General features: G+C 71.3%; 11 protein-coding genes. 6 read left to right on the forward strand and 5 right to left on the reverse strand.

All coding sequences use genetic code 11. The features are described from left to right. Positions 1–2 precede the first annotated feature (2 nt). Positions 3–566 (reverse strand): TetR/AcrR family transcriptional regulator, encoded by a 564-nt coding sequence (locus tag ATC03_RS02315; RefSeq protein WP_161490302.1) that lies wholly within the window; start codon positions 564–566, stop codon positions 3–5. A gap of 91 nt (positions 567–657) precedes the next feature. Here ATC03_RS02315 and ATC03_RS02320 point away from each other — a divergent pair, with 91 nt between their 5' ends. Both ATC03_RS02320 and ATC03_RS02325 read left to right on the forward strand, forming a co-directional pair. After that, positions 658–3,285: an MMPL family transporter gene (locus tag ATC03_RS02320; RefSeq protein WP_067881173.1), complete on the forward strand. Its 2,628-nt coding sequence runs from the start codon at positions 658–660 to the stop codon at positions 3,283–3,285. Between the two features lie 73 nt (positions 3,286–3,358). After that, a complete protein-coding gene (locus ATC03_RS02325) occupies positions 3,359–4,423 on the forward strand; it encodes a HoxN/HupN/NixA family nickel/cobalt transporter (RefSeq protein ID WP_067872650.1) in 1,065 nt (354 codons plus the stop codon). Positions 4,424–4,469: 46 nt separating this feature from the next. Here the strand turns inward: ATC03_RS02325 and ATC03_RS02330 are convergent, their stop codons facing one another. Then, positions 4,470–5,483 (reverse strand): DUF2804 domain-containing protein, encoded by a 1,014-nt coding sequence (locus ATC03_RS02330; protein WP_067881176.1) that lies wholly within the window; start codon positions 5,481–5,483, stop codon positions 4,470–4,472. 122 nt (positions 5,484–5,605) lie between these two features. Between ATC03_RS02330 and ATC03_RS02335 the strand changes: the two genes are divergently transcribed. The 3 genes from ATC03_RS02335 to ATC03_RS02345 all read left to right on the forward strand — a co-directional run bounded on the left by ATC03_RS02335 (position 5,606) and on the right by ATC03_RS02345 (position 9,246). Further along, on the forward strand, positions 5,606–6,625 hold the full coding sequence (locus ATC03_RS02335) for a tocopherol cyclase family protein (RefSeq protein ID WP_067872653.1): 1,020 nt from the start codon (positions 5,606–5,608) through the stop codon (positions 6,623–6,625). A 125-nt stretch (positions 6,626–6,750) separates the two neighbouring features. Beyond that, positions 6,751–8,730: a DEAD/DEAH box helicase gene (locus tag ATC03_RS02340; RefSeq protein ID WP_067872656.1), complete on the forward strand. Its 1,980-nt coding sequence runs from the start codon at positions 6,751–6,753 to the stop codon at positions 8,728–8,730. Positions 8,731–8,736: 6 nt separating this feature from the next. Continuing rightward, positions 8,737–9,246, forward strand: a complete 510-nt coding sequence (locus ATC03_RS02345; protein WP_067872659.1) for a ribosomal maturation YjgA family protein — start codon at positions 8,737–8,739, stop codon at positions 9,244–9,246. Positions 9,247–9,277: 31 nt separating this feature from the next. On the opposite strand, the gene ATC03_RS02350 is transcribed toward ATC03_RS02345, so the two are convergent. Further along, complete coding sequence (locus ATC03_RS02350; RefSeq protein WP_152030833.1) at positions 9,278–10,984, reverse strand: glycosyltransferase; 1,707 nt, start codon at positions 10,982–10,984, stop codon at positions 9,278–9,280. Positions 10,985–11,079: 95 nt separating this feature from the next. Here ATC03_RS02350 and ATC03_RS02355 point away from each other — a divergent pair, with 95 nt between their 5' ends. Next, positions 11,080–12,024, forward strand: a complete 945-nt coding sequence (locus ATC03_RS02355) for a phosphodiesterase (protein WP_227820208.1) — start codon at positions 11,080–11,082, stop codon at positions 12,022–12,024. Positions 12,025–12,126: 102 nt separating this feature from the next. Here the strand turns inward: ATC03_RS02355 and ATC03_RS02360 are convergent, their stop codons facing one another. Both ATC03_RS02360 and ATC03_RS02365 read right to left on the reverse strand, forming a co-directional pair. Continuing rightward, on the reverse strand, positions 12,127–13,263 hold the full coding sequence (locus ATC03_RS02360; protein WP_152030834.1) for a hypothetical protein: 1,137 nt from the start codon (positions 13,261–13,263) through the stop codon (positions 12,127–12,129). 92 nt (positions 13,264–13,355) lie between these two features. Further along, entirely contained in the window at positions 13,356–15,182 is a 1,827-nt protein-coding gene (locus ATC03_RS02365; RefSeq protein ID WP_084003215.1) for a stealth family protein, read from the reverse strand. Positions 15,183–15,409 lie beyond the last annotated feature (227 nt).

Genomic DNA, 15,409 nt, shown 5'->3' on the forward strand with positions numbered 1-15,409 from the left:
CTTCAGCCGAGCACGGCGTCGACGAGCTGCCCGGCCGCACCGGGCTCGGCCGGTCCGTCGGCCAGGGCGAGGAGCACGATCGCGCCCACGAGGGCGCGTGCGAACGACTGCGTGGGCCGCGTCGGCGAGAACTGACCGGCGTCGATCGCGGATTCGAGCCGCGCGTTCAGCAGGTGGTTGATGCCGAGCGCCTCGCCGAGGCGGTCGCCGATGCTCGGCTGGTCGATGGCCGCCGCGACGAGCGACTTCACGAGGGAGGCGCCGCCGTGCTCGAGGAAGGTCAGGATGCCGTCGACCCAGGCCGTGAGATCGACGCGCAGGTCGCCCGTGTCGGGCGGCGACATGTACTCGCGGAGCAGCAGGCCCTCGACCATGCAGTCGGCGACGACCGCGCTCTTCGAGGGCCACCAGCGGTAGATGGTCTGCTTGCCCACGTGGGCCTCGGCGGCGATGCCCTCCATGGTGAGCTGGTCGTAGCCGCGGGTCTCGAACAGGCGGGCGGTGGCCTCGAGAATGGCGATCCGCGCGGCTTCGCTGCGGACCGGACCACGGCGATGCTCGGACACCTGCACATGCTACTCACAGAAAGACGAGACGGTCCGTCTCGTATACTCGACCGGTCGATCGCATGCGCGATCGCGATCGGGAGGAATGCACGTGGCTGAGCTGTTGTACCGACTGGGCAAGTTCTCGGCCCGACGCGCCTGGGTCGTCATCGGCGCCTGGCTCGTCGTGCTCGCGATCGCGGTCGGCGGTTTCCTCGTCGGCTTCAAGGGCCTCACCACGAGCTTCGACGTGCCGAACACGGCATCGGGCGACGTCATCGCCGAACTGCAGGAGCAGCTGCCCGAGTACAGCGGCGCCTCCGGAACCGTGGTCTTCACCACCGACGACGGGTCGGCCTTCACCGCCGAGCAGCAGGCCGAGATCAGCGCGCTCGTCGCGGATCAGAGCGACCTCGTCGACGTCGAAGACGTGATCGACCCGTTCGCGTCGCAGCAGCAGCTCGAGGACCAGCGGCAGCAGCTCGACGACGCCCAGGCGAAGATCGACGACGGCACCGCACAGCTCGAAGCCGGCCAGCAGCAGCTCGACGCCGGCAAGGCCCAGCTCGAGGCGGGTCAGGCCCAGCTCGACGCGGGCCAGGCGCAGCTCGACGCCGCCCGTCAGCAGGCCGAGGCCGCGGGCGCTCCGGCCGACATGCTCGCCGCACTCGACGAGCAGCAGGCGCAGCTCGACGCCCAGCAGGCCCAGATCGACGCACAGCGCGACGCACTCGCGACCGAGCAGGCGAAGATCGACGACGGAACCGACGAGCTCGAGATCAACGCCGAGCAGCTCGAGATCGGCACCCAGCTGCTCGGCTACGCCGACGGCATCCGCCTCGTCTCCGAAGACGGCTCGACCGCGATCGCGAACGTCGCGTTCACGGTGCCCCGCCTCGAACTCTCGGAAGACGCCAAGCAGTCGGTCGTCGACCACTTCACCGCCGAGCCCATCGAGGGCGTCTCGGTCTCGTTCTCGACCGAGATCTCGCAGGGCGTGCCCGAGCTCTTCGGCATCGGCGAGGCGATCGGCCTGATCATCGCGGCCATCGTGCTGCTCGTCATGCTCGGCTCGGTCATCGCGGCCTCCCTCCCGCTCGTGACCGCGATCTTCGGCGTCGCGATCGCGATCCTCGGCTCGCTCGCGTTCTCGGGCGTCGTCGACATGGCCTCGGTCACGCCGATGCTCGCCGTCATGCTCGGCCTCGCGGTCGGCATCGACTACTCGCTGTTCGTCGTGAACCGGCATCGCAAGCAACTGCTGCAGGGCACGGAGGTCGAGGAGTCGATCGGCCTCGCGAACGGCACCTCGGGCAACGCCGTCGTGTTCGCCGGCACCACCGTGATCGTGGCGCTGCTCGCCCTGAACATCACGGGCGTGCCCTTCCTCGGGCTGATGGGCACGGTCGGGGCGATCGCCGTGGCCGTCGCCGTGCTCATCTCGACGAGCCTCACCCCCGCGCTGCTCGGCCTGCTCGGCATGCGCATCCTCCGCCGCAAGGTGCGCGCCCACCTCGGCGAGGGCAATCGCCACGAACCGCCGGTGGTGAAGGCGATGCCGACCTGGCGCGCGATCCTCGTGGGCGTGGTCAGCATCGCGGCCCTGCTCGTCGTCGCGATCCCGTCGCTGTCGATGCGCGTCGGCCTGCCCGACGGCTCGACCGAGCCGCACGACTCGCCGGCGTACGAGGCGTTCATGGTCACCGAGCAGCAGTTCGGCGCCGGTGCCAACAGCCCGCTCCTCGTCACGGCCGAGCTCCCCGAGGGCACGACCGACGAAGACGTGCTCGGCCTCCAGGCCGACGTCGCGGCGACCCTCGCCGCGCAGGACGACGTCGTCGCGGTCGCCGCGATCGACGTCTCCGACGACAACTCGCTCGCCGTGTTCCAGGTCGTCCCGGCCGAAGGCCCCAACTCGGTGTCGACCGAGCAGCTCGTGCGCGACCTGCGCGAGCTGCCGCCCGTGAACGGCGACATCCCGCTCGGCGTCGCAGGCCAGGCCGCGATCAACATCGACGTCTCCGAGAGCCTCGCGGCCGTGCTGCCGCTCTACCTCGTGGTCGTCGTGGGCATCTCGCTGCTCATCATGATCCTCGTGTTCCGTTCGCTGCTCGTGCCGATCATCGCGACGGGCGGGTTCATCCTGTCGCTCTTCGCGACGTACGGCGCACTCACCGCGGTGTTCCAGTGGGGCTGGTTCGCCGAGCCGCTCGGCATCAGCACGGGCCCGATCCTGAGCTTCCTGCCGGTGATCCTCGTGGGCATCCTGTTCGGGCTCGCGATGGACTACCAACTGTTCCTCGCGACCGGCATGCGCGAGGCCTACGTGCACGGGTCTCCCGCGCGACTCGCCGTGGCGCAGGGCTTCCGGGCCGGTCGGTCGGTCGTCATCGCGGCCGGGCTCATCATGATCTCGGTCTTCGGCGGGTTCATCTTCTCGGAGTCCACGATGATCCGCTCGGTCGGGTTCGGCCTCGCCTTCGGCGTGCTCGTCGACGCGTTCGTCGTGCGCATGCTGCTGATGCCCGCGGTCATGACCCTGCTCGGCCGGTCGGCCTGGTGGATCCCCAAGTGGCTCGACCGCATCATGCCCGACGTCGACGTCGAGGGGGCCGCGCTCGAGCGGCGCCACCACCTCGTCACGACCGAGGACGGGGCGGATGCCGCGGGCGGCCCGACGCTCGTCACCGGCCCGGCCGACGACGCGACGTCCGAGACCGCGGCCTCGCCGACGCACTGACGGCTGCCCGATCGGGCCTCCCCGCTCGTCCGCCCCGGCGTTAGCATGACGCCGTGGCGGATGAGCGGGATCGATGACCTCACCCGATCGGGTCGACACCCGCCGCGGCACCGTCGGCGTCGTGGCGTTCATCGCCGCGCTCCACCTGCTGGGATGGGGCGTGCTGCTCGTCGCCGTGGTACCGGCGCGCATCCCGCTCGGGGCCGGTGACGGCACCGCGCTCGTGACGCTCGGCGTCGGACTCGCCGCGTACACGCTCGGCCTCCGCCACGCATTCGACGCCGACCACATCGCGGCCATCGACAACACGACCCGACGCCTCGCCGAGCGCGGACGCCCGGCGAGCACCGTGGGGTTCTGGTTCTCGCTCGGGCACTCGACGATCGTGCTCGTGCTCTGCGTGCTGCTCACCTTCGGCGTCGCGGCGATCAGCGCGTCGCTCGCCGACGACTCGTCGGCGCTGCACACCTGGACGGGCGTGATCGGGCCGACCGTGTCGGGCGTCTTCCTGCTGGCGATCGCGGCGGTCAACATCTCGTCGCTGCGGGCGCGCGCCCGCGTCCGCAGCGGCTCTGAGGCGCGTCACGACGACCACCACCACGGCGGCCCGGTGCTGCGCCTGCTTGGCCCGTTCGAGCGTGCGGTCGACCGGCCGTCGCGCATGTACGGGGTCGGCCTGCTGTTCGGACTCGGCTTCGACACGGCGACCGAGATCGGCCTGCTCGCCCTCGCCGGCGCCTCGACGCTGGCCGCCGTGCCCTGGTGGGCGGTGCTCACCCTTCCCGTGCTCTTCGCGGCGGGCATGAGCGCCTTCGACACCGCACAGGGCGCCGTGATGCGCCGGGCCTACGCGTGGCAGCCGGATGCAGGTGAATCGGGTGGCCGCGGCATCCGGAACCGCGATGTGGGCGCGGTCTACGGCGTCGCGATGACCGTGCTCTCGGTGGTGGCCGCGGTCGTCATCGCCCTCGTGCAACTCTCGGGCGTGCTGGTCGAGAACCTCGGTCTCGGCGACCCGTTCGCCTGGATCGCATCCATCGGCGTCGACGACCTCGGGCTCCTCCTCACGGCGCTGCTGCTCGCCACGTGGGCGATGGTGCTCATCGCGACGCGACGCCCGCGTTCGGTGTCGGCCTGACCGCGACCGATGGCCCGCTGACGCCTCGAGGCGACGGATCGACCGGTCACCAGCGGTTGCGCACCTCCTCGGCCCAACCGAGCAGGCCGTCGACCGCGATGCGCTCGCCCCCGGCAGCCACCCACCCGGAGTAGTGGCCGAAGCACTGGTGGCCGTGCGAGCCGAACACGAGCAGCTCGGTCGAGCTCACGCGGTCCCAGAACGGCTCGAAGCGCAGGTCGACGGATGCCCCGTGGATGCGCCACGGCGCGAGCCAGTCGTGCTCGTCGTACGCCCACTCGAGCTCGTCGCCGATCTTGTGCAGGCGTCCGTCGACGAGCACCGCGTTCTCGGTCGAGCCGGTGCCGTCGGTCCACTTGCCGCCGAGCTGGAGGCCGATCGTGCGGCCGTCGGCGGCCGGGCCCGACGCGGCGCCCCAGTTCCAGGTCATGCGGTACGGCCAGCGCCCGCGTCCGTGGTCGAGCACCGCCCAGCTCTCGCCCGCCGGCAGGTCGATGCGCTCGCCGGCGACCTCGAGCCATCCGCTCGCCGGCCTCGCGACATCCTTCACCGTGTACTGGAACCGCGTCGCCGACCAGGGCACGACGACGCCCAGGCTCTCGTGGGCGACCGGCCGATGAGCCAGGATGTCGAGCCGCACGTCGCCTGACGTCGCTCGAAGCCGTGTGCCACCGTCGACCTCGTCGAGGTCGATCGAGATCGTGCGCGTGACCGCACGGGCCGGGCCGTCGCCGAGCGAGGCCGGCAGCACGGCGCTCGAACCGAGCGGGGCGATCGCCGACCGGTCGATCGTCGCCCCGGTGCGACGGTCATGCACGAGCACGGCGTGCACCGCGGCGTAGTCGAGCGACGACACGGTGAGGGCGATCACGTGGGTCGGGGTGGTGACGGCCCAGTACTCCCAGCGCTTGTTGCGTCCCCAGGCGTGTCGTCCGTCGATGCCCGACGTGTCGTGCAGGGGCATGCGCGTCCAGCCGACGGCCTCGGGGTTCAGTCGGCCGTCGGCGCCCACGAGGGCGACGGGTCCGGTGAGCTCGCGCTCGACGGTGGTGCGGGGCATCCGGGTCCGATCTCGCGGGGTCGAGGTGATGATGCGTCGCCGATCGGGCATGTTCGGCGCTGAATCCGCAGCGAGCGTAGCAGCGGATGCCCCGCGGGCCCGCCGCCCCCTAGGGTTGGCGCATGCGAACCCCGGCGGCGTATGTGCGAGGAGTGCGGCATCCAGAGGCCTTCCACGGCGACGGCGTGACCAAGGGGTACTTCGAGGGCTGGTACAACAAGGTCGTCTCGGCCGATCGGATGCAGCGGTGGGCCGTGATCCCGGGGGTGTTCCGCGGGCTCGGCGGTGCGGTTGGCGGAGACGGGCGCACGACCGACGAGGCGTTCGTGCAGGTGCTCGACGGGCTCACCGGGCGCAGCTGGTACCACCGGTACGAGGTCGGCGAGTTCGCGGCATCCGACCGGGAGTTCGACGTGCGCGTCGGGCCGAACCGGTTCTCGCCCGCGGGCATGACCCTCGACCTGCCGCAGCTCCGCGGCGAGATCGCCTACTCCACACCGCTCGAACCGTGGCCCGTGACGGCGCGCGAGCCCGGCATCATGGGCTGGTACGGCCTCGTACCGGCCATGGAGTGCTTCCACGGCATCGTCTCGTTCGGCCACGGCCTCGCCGGCGAGATCGAGGTCGAGGGCCGCCCCACGAGCTTCGACGGCGGGCGCGGCTACCTCGAGAAGGACTGGGGCAAGGCCTTCCCGGCCGGATACGTCTGGATGGCCAGCAACCACCTCGACACCGAGATCGGCGACGGAACGGATGCCTCGCTCATCGCCTCGATCGCGATCATCCCGTGGCTCGGGCGGGCGTTCCGCGGCTCGATCATCGGCCTGCGCCACGGCGGTCGACTGCACCGGTGGACCACGTACAACCGCTCGAAGGAGACCCGTCTCTCGATCGACGACACGCATGTGCGGTGGAGCGTCACCGGCCCCGACGGCGTGCTCGAGCTCGACGCCGAGCGGGTGCGCGGCGGGCTGCTGCACGCACCGCTCCGCACCGCCATGCACCAGCGGGTCGAGGAGACGCTCGACGCGAGCATCGCGTTCCGGCACCTCGACCACGACGGCCGCGTGCTGCTCGCCGGCACCGCGGCCTGCGCCGGCCTCGAGGTCTTCGGCGACACCGAACGGCTGCTCGCCCTCTGAGGGACGGATGTCGCCCTGAGGGACGGATGTCGCCGGCGCCCGCCCGCGGCATCCGCTCGCCCTGCGTCGAAGTCGCCGGAAAAACGTACCCGGACGCCTCACAGGCGACAGGAGTAGGCTGAAATGTGACTTCCGGCGAAAACCCCGTCGTGGCCGAGGCTCCCGCAGAGCCCGCCGCGATCAGCTTCGCCGACCTCGGACTCGACGGCGCCGTACTCAAGGCCCTCTCCGACGTCGGCTACGAGACCCCCTCGGCCATTCAGGCCGCCACCATTCCGACCCTCCTCGCGGGGCGCGACGTCGTGGGCCTGGCCCAGACCGGCACCGGCAAGACGGCCGCCTTCGCGCTGCCGATCCTCGCGCGACTCGACGAGTCGCAGAAGACGCCGCAGGCCCTCGTGCTCGCCCCCACGCGCGAGCTCGCCCTGCAGGTCTGCGAGGCGTTCGAGAAGTACGCGTCGCGCATGCGCGGCGTGCACATCCTGCCCGTCTACGGCGGTCAAGGCTACGGCGTGCAGCTCTCGGCCCTGCGCCGCGGCGTGCACATCGTCGTCGGCACGCCCGGTCGCATCATGGACCACCTCGAGAAGGGCACGCTCGACCTCTCGCAGCTCAAGTACCTCGTGCTCGACGAGGCCGACGAGATGCTCAAGATGGGCTTCGCCGAAGACGTCGAGACGATCCTCGCCGACACCCCCGCCGACAAGCAGGTCGCGCTGTTCTCGGCCACGATGCCGTCGGCGATCCGCCGCATCTCGAAGCAGTACCTGAACGACCCCGAAGAGATCACGGTCAAGACCAAGACCACGACCTCGGCGACGATCACGCAGCGCTACCTCGTCGTCGCGCACCAGCAGAAGATCGACGCCCTCACGCGCATCCTCGAGGTCGAGAACTTCGAGGGCATGATCGTCTTCGTGCGCACGAAGAGCGTCACTGAAGAAATCGCCGAGAAGCTCCGTGCCCGCGGCTATTCGGCTGCGGCCATCAACGGCGACATCGCCCAGGCCCAGCGCGAGCGCACCGTCAACCAGTTGAAGTCGGGCAAGCTCGACATCCTGGTGGCAACGGATGTCGCGGCCCGCGGCCTCGACGTCGAGCGCATCAGCCACGTCGTGAACTTCGACATCCCGACCGACACCGAGTCGTACGTGCACCGCATCGGCCGCACCGGCCGGGCCGGCCGCTCCGGCGACGCGATCAGCTTCGCGACCCCCCGCGAGCGCCGCCTCATCTCGGCGATCGAGAAGGCGACGCGCCAGGAGCTGACCCAGATGCAGCTCCCGAGCGTCGACGACGTCAACGTCACCCGACTCTCGCGCTTCGACGACAGCATCACGGCCGCGCTCGCGCAGAGCGAGCGCATCGACGGGTTCCGCGACATCATCGGCCACTACATGAAGCACCACGACGTGCCAGAGGTCGACGTGGCCGCCGCGCTCGCCGTGGTCGCCCAGGGCGAGGCGCCGCTGCTGCTCGACCCCGCGGCCGAGCGCCCTGCGCGTGGTTGGAACGAGCGCGACGACCGCGGTGCCCGCAACGACCGCGACCGTGACGACCGTCGCGGCGACCGCGACGGCGGCTCGCGCGGCGGTCGGTACGACGACGACCGCGGCGGCGACCGTCGCTCGCGCGGCGGCCCCCAGCTCGCGACCTACCGCATCGCCGTCGGGCGCCGCCACAAGGTCGAGCCCCGTCAGATCGTGGGCGCGCTCGCCAACGAGGGCGGCCTTCGTCGTGAAGACTTCGGTGCGATCCAGATCCGCCCCGACTTCTCGCTCGTCGAGCTGCCGGCCGACCTGCCCCGCGAGACGCTCGAGCGCCTCGACGGCACGCGCATCAGCGGTCGCCTGATCGAGCTGCGTCCCGACCGCGGCGCCCCCCAGCGCCGTGACGGCGCACCCCGCCGCTCGTACGGTGACCGCGACGACAAGCCCCGCCGCTCGTACGGCGACCGCGACGACAAGCCGCGCCGCTCGTACGACGACAAGCCCCCGCGTTCGTACGACGACAAGCCGGCGCGCTCGAGCGACGACAACGCAGCCGCGGCCGATGCCGACGGCCCGGCGCGCAAGCCGCGCCACAAGGGCTCCCGCGACGAGTAGCCGTTCGTGCGGCTGATCCTCGCCGCGACCGCTGCGGTCGTGCTGCTCGCGGGCCTCGTCCTGCAGCTGCTCGACCGCACGGTCGCGATCGACCTCGCCGGCAGCGCGCTCTACGCGTGCCTCGTCGGACTCGTCATCGCGATCGCGTGGCCGCGCCTGCCGTCGTGGGCGATCGCCCTGGCCGGCTTCGGCGTCTCGGCCGCCGTCGAGCTGCTGCAACTCAGCGGCATCCCGTCGCGCCTCGTCGAGGCCCTGCCGCCGTTGCGGCTCGTGTTCGGCAGCTCGTTCGACCCGCTCGACCTCGTCGGCTACGCGATCGGCGCGGTGCTGCTGCTCGGCCTGCACGCGGGGGCTCGGAGGGTCGTCGCCCGGCGCGTCGCCGCCCGGCGGTCGGCGTCGAACGGCGGCGAGGTCGCCGGCGTCGCCGCCCGGCGGTCGGCGTCGAACGGCGGCGAGGTCGCCGCGCCTCGAGCCCCGGCCGCGCCGCCATCGCCCGCAGCGCCCCCGGCCGACTGAGCCGAGCCGGGCGAGCCGCGACGACCACGTTTCACCCCGCGCGGCGGAGCACGCGCAGCACGCGGTTGACCCCGTGCACGATGTCGACCCCGATCGAACGCACGGGGCGCGGGAGCGGCAGTCGCGCTGCGACGCTTCGCGCGGCCCCGAACCGGCCCGTCCGCCGAAGCTCGCGCCGAGCTGCGCCGCGGCGGAGTTCGCGCGCCCAGATCCGGGTCACGCGCTGCTCGTCGAACCGGCGGGCGCTTCGCACCGCCGAGGCCCGCATCCGTGCGACGCGTCGCGGCGGCATCCGTTGCAGTCGGACGATCGCATCGGCGAGGGTGTCGACGTCGCCGGCCGGCACGAGGAATCCGTTCCGGCCGTCGCGGATGAGGTCGGCCGGACCGTAGGGCACGTCGTACGCGATGGGCAGGCAGCCCGCCGCCATCGCTTCGACGAGCACGAGCGGGAATCCCTCGGAGTGCGAGGTCAGCAGGAGGAACGAGGCATCGAGCAGGTGCCGTCGCGCGTCGGGTTCGAAGCCGTGGAGCTCGACCACCGTCGGGTCAGCGATCCGGCGCTCGAGGGCGGGCCGGCTCTCGCCGTCGCCGTAGACCACGAGGTGCAGGTGGGCACTCGTGCGAGCATCGGCCGCCTGCACGGCGGCGATCGCGTGCGAGACCCGCTTGCGCCGAGTCAGGGCCGCGAGCACGATGCCGCGGGCGGGGTCGCGCCGGAGGCCGCTTCGGGCTTCGCGAGCCCCAGGCTCCGGCCGGGGCCGGACGTTCGGAATCGTCACGAGGTGATGCTGCCGTCCGACGATCCGCTGGAGGTCGGTGCGCTGCCGGTCCGAGAGCACGGCCACGACATCGAAGTCCGACACCTGCGTGAGCACGTCGCGTCGCGAGCGCCTGATGGGGTGGTCGTCCGACGCCGCGGATCGGTGCGACGCGTGCACGACGTGGGCCGTGATGACGTTGGCGCGACGATACGTGAGCATGAACCGCGCGATCGACTTGCTGTCGACGATCATGAAACTCGGCTCGCCGCGCGTGAGGGCGTCGAGCCACGCCCGGTACAGGCTCCAGCGCCGCCGCCAGGAGCGAACGGGCCGGCCCTCGCCGTCGCACAGCACGATCGAGCGGCCGCCGGACACGCCGCGACGTCGCACATCGCTCCGGTCGCTGAGCAGCAGTGAGCCGTCGGCCCGGTAGTGATCGGTCTGCAGCGTCTCGCCGTTCGCGCCGAGTCGCGAGCGACTCGTCACCAGCTCGCCACGCCGCCTCGTCTCGGTAGCGTCGGCCTCGGTGAGCGGGGTGAACTCGTCGGGTTCGAGGCGGAGCGAGCCGCCGGGCAGCTGGTGCGTGCGCAGCCAGTCGTACAGGTTCGTGATGCGAACCCCGGTCGGCAGGTCGCCCCGCCGACGGAGGGCGAGCTCGACCTCGGGCGTATCGGGTCGTGCGTCGAAGGTGAGCACGTCGACCTCGACGCCGCCGACGCGCAGGAACGCGGCCGACCTGCGCAGCAGGGCATCGGTCATGCCGCCGAATTCGTCGGGGATGGACCAGGTGATGGCGAAGTGCCGGCCGTCGGGCAGCTGGTTCCGTCTCATCACGGCCGCCGGGATCGCGAGGTGCAGACGGACATCCGTCGAGCCTAACGCGCGCAGGCCGGGCCGGAGCGAAGCGCCTTCGCGGCGTGGCGAAGACGCCGTGAGCTGAACCTCGCACGCCGCGCAAGGTTTCGACTCGGCCACACTCCGCCTTCATGTGCCGTTCAGCTTCGCGTGGTCGGCTAGGTTGAGCGCGACGCCCGATGTCGTGCGTCACAGCCGATCGATGGGACACCCCCGTGAACACCCGGATCGCCGAATTTCCGCGCCCGTTGCACTTCCTGCTGCACATCAGCGACACCCACCTGCTCGCCGGTGGCGGCAGCCTCTACGATCGCGTGGCCAGCGAGCACCACCTGCGCACGCTCTTCGAGGAGTTCGAGGCCTCGGGCGGGCGGCCCGAGGCGATCGTCTTCACGGGCGACCTGGCCGACAAGGGCGAGGCCGACGCGTACGATCGCATCCGCCGCATCGTCGACCCCGTGGCCGAGCGGCTCGGCTCGCAGGTGATCTGGGTCATGGGCAACCACGACGACCGGGCGGCGTTCCGTAAGGGCCTCCTCGACGACGAGGTCGGCGGGTACCGATCGGTCGACCGCGTCGACGACGTCAACGGCCTGCGCGTCATCACGCTCGACTCGACCGTGCCGGGGCACCACCACGGCGAGGTCACGACCGACCAGCTCGACTGGCTCGCCGAGGAGCTCTCGATCCCGGCGCCGCACGGCACGATCCTCGCCATGCACCACCCGCCCGTGCCGAGCGTGCTCGACCTCGCGGTGTCGGTCGAGTTGCGCGAGCAGGCCGGGCTCGCCGAGGTCGTCGAGGGCAGCGACATCCGCTCGATCATCGCGGGCCACCTGCACTACTCGTCGACGGCGATGTTCGCCGGGGTGCCCGTGTCGGTCGCGTCGGCCAGCTGCTACACGCAGGACCTGAACGTGCCCGTCGGCGGCACCCGCGGACGTGACGGCGCGCGCGCCTTCAACCTCGTGCACGTGTACCCGTCGACCGTGCTGCATTCGGTCGTGCCGCTCGGCACGACGCCGGCGCTCGACTGGATCGACGCCGCCGAGAGCGCCCGTCGCCTCGCGGCCGACGGCATCTCGATCGCGGATGTCGCAGCACCCCCGGTGCCGAAGGACCCGCCGTTCACGATGCCGATCCCGGTGCTCGCCGGCTGACGCGCAGCGCGCAGGAATCCCGTTGTTGCGCAGGAATCCCGTCGGCGCGGGCTTCCACTGCCACAACGGGATTCCCACGCGAAGGTCTGTGGGGGGCGTCCGTCACATGAGGTGGGTGCGCCGGCGGGAACGCGGGACGCCGAGCCGCAGGAGCCGCTCCTCGACCGGGCGCTTGCGGAGCATGTCGTCCCAGTCCCAGCGATCGAGCCCCTTCACACGCCGGCGGATCGCGTTCTCCCGGTCTTTCTCGGCTATCACCGCCGCCGTTGCGCGTCGGGCAGCCGCCTCTGCCGAACCACCCGCCGACGTGCCGCTCCGAGGCGACGTGCCGCGGTACTTGCCCCGTCCGTCGGCCTCGGCTCCGACATCGACCTCGGGCCAGTAGAAATCAAGGCTCGCGAGCTTGCCGATCTCGGGAAGCCACAGCTCGTGCTGCAGCTCCGGCGCAGCGAACCCGAGTTCCTCGATCAGCAGTCTGCTGCCGGTCTCGAGGGGCGTCTCCGCGAGCGTCGTCGCCCGACGAATCACGGCCTCGCCACGACGGCTGCCCGGGTACGGCTTCAGTCGGTCGTGCTCCGCCCCGAGGAGTTCGACGGTCGTCATCGGCAGACGCCCGCCGAATCGGGAGACGTGGAGCGCGGCATCCATCGCTGTCGATGCAGCGACGAGCGGAGCGTGCCGAGCGAGCTGGAGCAGCGAGAACTCGACGGAGGTCACGAGGCATCCTTCGGCCTCGACAGCGTCGACGGGTCGAGTGCGCGCGACCTCGATCACGCCCGATCTGCGGCGTCCGTGGGGGCCGCGAGCCAGGATGAAGACCTCCGCAGGCCACGGACCGATGATCGGTAGGCCGAGGAGCGCGATCGCCGAATAGCTCGTGAAGATGGGGGCGGCGAACGTGCGGGCGACGGCGTGCACGGCCGAGACGTACTCGAGCCGATGCTGCTCGGAACGGGTCAGCCGATCGCCGGCGACGTGCTCAGGCGCTCGGAAGACTCCGCGTCGGATCGACACGAGCTCACCCCGGGCGACTGCGGCGCGGAGCTCGCTCTGACGGCCCTGGGCTCTGGCATCGGTGAATGTGACCAGACCGTGGTGGTCGGACGGGAGAGAGTGCGGCATGCCTCGAGCATCGCGGCGAGAGATGCCGACGATCCTGCGCCCGCTTCCCCAGTTGCGCGGATGCCGCGGCGAGGCACCTGGGGAGGAGCGCCCGTTTTGCCGTGATCCGGGCCTCATACTCGTGGCGGAATCCCGTTGTTGCGTGGGAATCCGTAGCGGAGGGGATTCGGACGCAACAACGGGATTCCGGTGCGACGGCGCAGCGCGGGTCAGGCGGTGAGGTCGGGGGCGGGCTCGAGGTCGGGGGCGGCGAGGGCGGACGGCGAGCCGGCCGACGTGGAGGCCGCGAGCAGGGCCGCGCCCGCGGCATCCGTCGCCTTCTCCCATGGGGCGGGGAATGGGAAGTAGTGCTCGAGGAACTCGGTGACCGCGGCGGTGCGCTCCTCGACCGAGATCTCGGGCTTGCTGCCGTCGTTGAGGCAGAACATGTCCTGGTCGCGTCGCTTCAGCAGTCGGCGCATCGCGGGCAGGGCGCGCTTCAGCGTGGTCTCGATGTACTTGACGCGCGCGTCGGTCTGTACGACCGCGCGCCCGGTGAGCAGCGAGAAGTAGTGGTAGAGCGAGTTCGTGACCGAGATGTCGGTCGCCGAGCGGAAACGGCTCGCGGCCGTGCGCCGGAACTCCTCGGGGAACGCGGCCTCGAGGTCGGCCATGCCCGACTTGCGGAGCGGCGCCGCGCAGTGCTCGAGGTGGCGCGTCGTGACCTTGCCGAACCGGTCGCGAAGCAGGGCGCGGTTGACGCGCGCGGCGTTCTCGAACCCGGAGCGCCCGGGGTGCGTGTCGCCCAGGCCGATGCGGGTCGCCGCCTCGACGAACTTCGTGATGCCGCCGGGCGAGAAGAACAGGTCGGGCGAGACGGGGCGCCCGAAGAACATGTCGTCGTTGGAGTAGAGGAAGTGCTCGGCGAGGCCGTCGATGTAGTGCAGCTGGCTCTCGACGGCGTGCGAGTTGTGCGTGGGCAGCACCGACGGGTCGGCGAACATCTCCTCGCTGCGCACGATGGTGACCTTCGGATGCCGCGCAAGCCACTCGGGCGCGGGCGAGTCGGTCGCGATGAAGATGCGCCTGATCCACGGGGCGAACAGGTGCACCGAGCGGAGGGCGTACTTGAGCTCGTCGATCTGCCGGTAGCGGGCCTCGGACTCGTCGCCGTCGCCGACGACGTAGCTGGCCATGCGCTTCGCGCGCTCGCGCACGAACTCGTCGCTCGAGCCGTCGACCCACGAGAAGACGAGGTCGATGTCGAAGTCGACGTCGCTCGCGAGCGGCGTGAACATGTGCTCGAGCGTGGGCCAGTCGCGGCCGTGCAGGTGCACGACGTCGTCGACCGCCTCGGAGCGGGGGAGCGTGCGGCGCATCAGCGCGTTCTCGCGAGGCGCCTCGATGGTGTCGTCGCCGAACCGCCAGAACTCCAACTGCACGCCCGTCTCTGCGCCGTAGCGCAGGCGGCCGACGGGCTCGACGCGCGGCCGGTGGACGCGCACGACCGTGGCCTTGCGGTGGCCCGACAGGTGTCCGTCGGCGAGCAGCACCGGGTAGGTCGCGCCGTCGCGGCGGGGCTCGACGGTCTCGGCGTAGAACGGCTCGGTCGCGAACGCCTCGGCCAGTGCGCGCGTCACGGCCTTGCGGTCGGCGCGGTCGACGGCGATCACGAGGCGCTCGTCGTTGCCGCGCACGAGCAGGAAGCCGATGCCGGCCGAGTCGAGCGCCTTGCCGATCGCGCAGAGGTCTTCGATCATCGACTCGCGGGGGGTCATATGTCCGTTGCGCAGCGCGTACTGGCCCTTGCGCATGACGATGTCGTCGCGGTCGAAGCGCGGGTCGCGCGGGGGCGAGGTCACGAGCACGAGCTCGGCTCCGTCGGACAGTCGCAGCGGGGGCTGGGTCGAGGGATCGGTGCGCGCGAAGGCGGCGGCGCGATCGGCGAGGCGATCGCGATCGCGCTTGCCCCCCGGCTTGCGGTCGGATCGGGGATCGAGGTCGTTCGTCGTCACGTAGCTGGACTCCTGAATGTCTGGGAGCCGCACGAAGCTCATCGGAACCTCGATTCTACGTCCGCCGCCTGAACGACAGATATCGTCACGTGGATTGCGCCCCGTGACGCACCGGAACGCCGCCGAACGGCCAGAAACCGGCGGGAACCGCCGCGGAACGCGCGAGCGTGACGGCCGGTGACGGTATCGGACACCGCGTGTCCACCGCGATTGCGGGCAGGGCGACCGCCTTCGTACGTTCGTGCACACCCCGGGGACACCACTCCGGC

Source organism: Agromyces aureus (assembly GCF_001660485.1).
Taxonomy (GTDB): Bacteria; Actinomycetota; Actinomycetes; order Actinomycetales; family Microbacteriaceae; genus Agromyces; species Agromyces aureus.

Excerpts from the sequence above, each read along its gene's own strand:
- ATC03_RS02365 (WP_084003215.1), bottom strand. The coding sequence starts at position 15,182 with ATGAGCTTCGTGCGGCTCCCAGACATTCAGGAGTCCAGCTACGTGACG.
- ATC03_RS02360 (WP_152030834.1), bottom strand. The coding sequence starts at position 13,263 with ATGAGGCCCGGATCACGGCAAAACGGGCGCTCCTCCCCAGGTGCCTCG.
- ATC03_RS02335 (WP_067872653.1), top strand. The coding sequence starts at position 5,606 with ATGCGAACCCCGGCGGCGTATGTGCGAGGAGTGCGGCATCCAGAGGCC.
- ATC03_RS02325 (WP_067872650.1), top strand. The coding sequence starts at position 3,359 with ATGACCTCACCCGATCGGGTCGACACCCGCCGCGGCACCGTCGGCGTC.
- ATC03_RS02330 (WP_067881176.1), bottom strand. The coding sequence starts at position 5,483 with ATGCCCCGCACCACCGTCGAGCGCGAGCTCACCGGACCCGTCGCCCTC.